Source organism: Microbacterium sp. P26 (genome assembly GCF_023712585.1).
Classification (GTDB): Bacteria; Actinomycetota; Actinomycetes; order Actinomycetales; family Microbacteriaceae; genus Microbacterium; species Microbacterium algihabitans_A.
In genome coordinates this window covers 1-418 of sequence record NZ_JAMAXZ010000035.1, presented here as the reverse complement: position 1 = coordinate 418, position 418 = coordinate 1, and the positions used below count along the sequence as shown (strand labels likewise).

Below are 418 nucleotides of genomic sequence, written 5' to 3'. Positions count from 1 at the left end.
AAAAACAAGGGAACGCGATTCTAAGCAGTTTAACTCAAATATTACCTGATGCTCAACCGCAATCAGCTCCTGAGATAGCATTGCTTCAATCAAGAATGATACTTGGTAAAACAGTTGATAATTTAAATTTGCAAACGCAAATTGAAAACAAATATTTTCCCTTAATTGGCCGTGGAATACATCGCTTGACAGGTGATGTAGGCGGGAAAATAGTTATAGAAAAACTTTATCTACCTGAAAATGGTGAAAAGGCTCCTAAGATTGTATTGAATGTTATTGATGACAATTCTTATTCAATTGAAGGTGACGGTTTTACCTATAAAGCTAAAGTCGGTGAACTTATTGAAAATAAAAATGTAATCATTAAGGTTGCGAAGATTGATGCTAAGCCAAATGAAGAATTTTATGTGTCTTACTT

The 418-nt window shown here is 33.5% G+C and carries 1 protein-coding gene; it reads left to right on the top strand.

Going from position 1 to position 418, the window contains the following annotated elements; translation table 11 throughout:
* Nucleotides 1-418, top strand: a 418-nt coding sequence (locus M3667_RS16625) for a hypothetical protein (RefSeq protein ID WP_251509629.1), incomplete at both ends; no start/stop codon positions are given.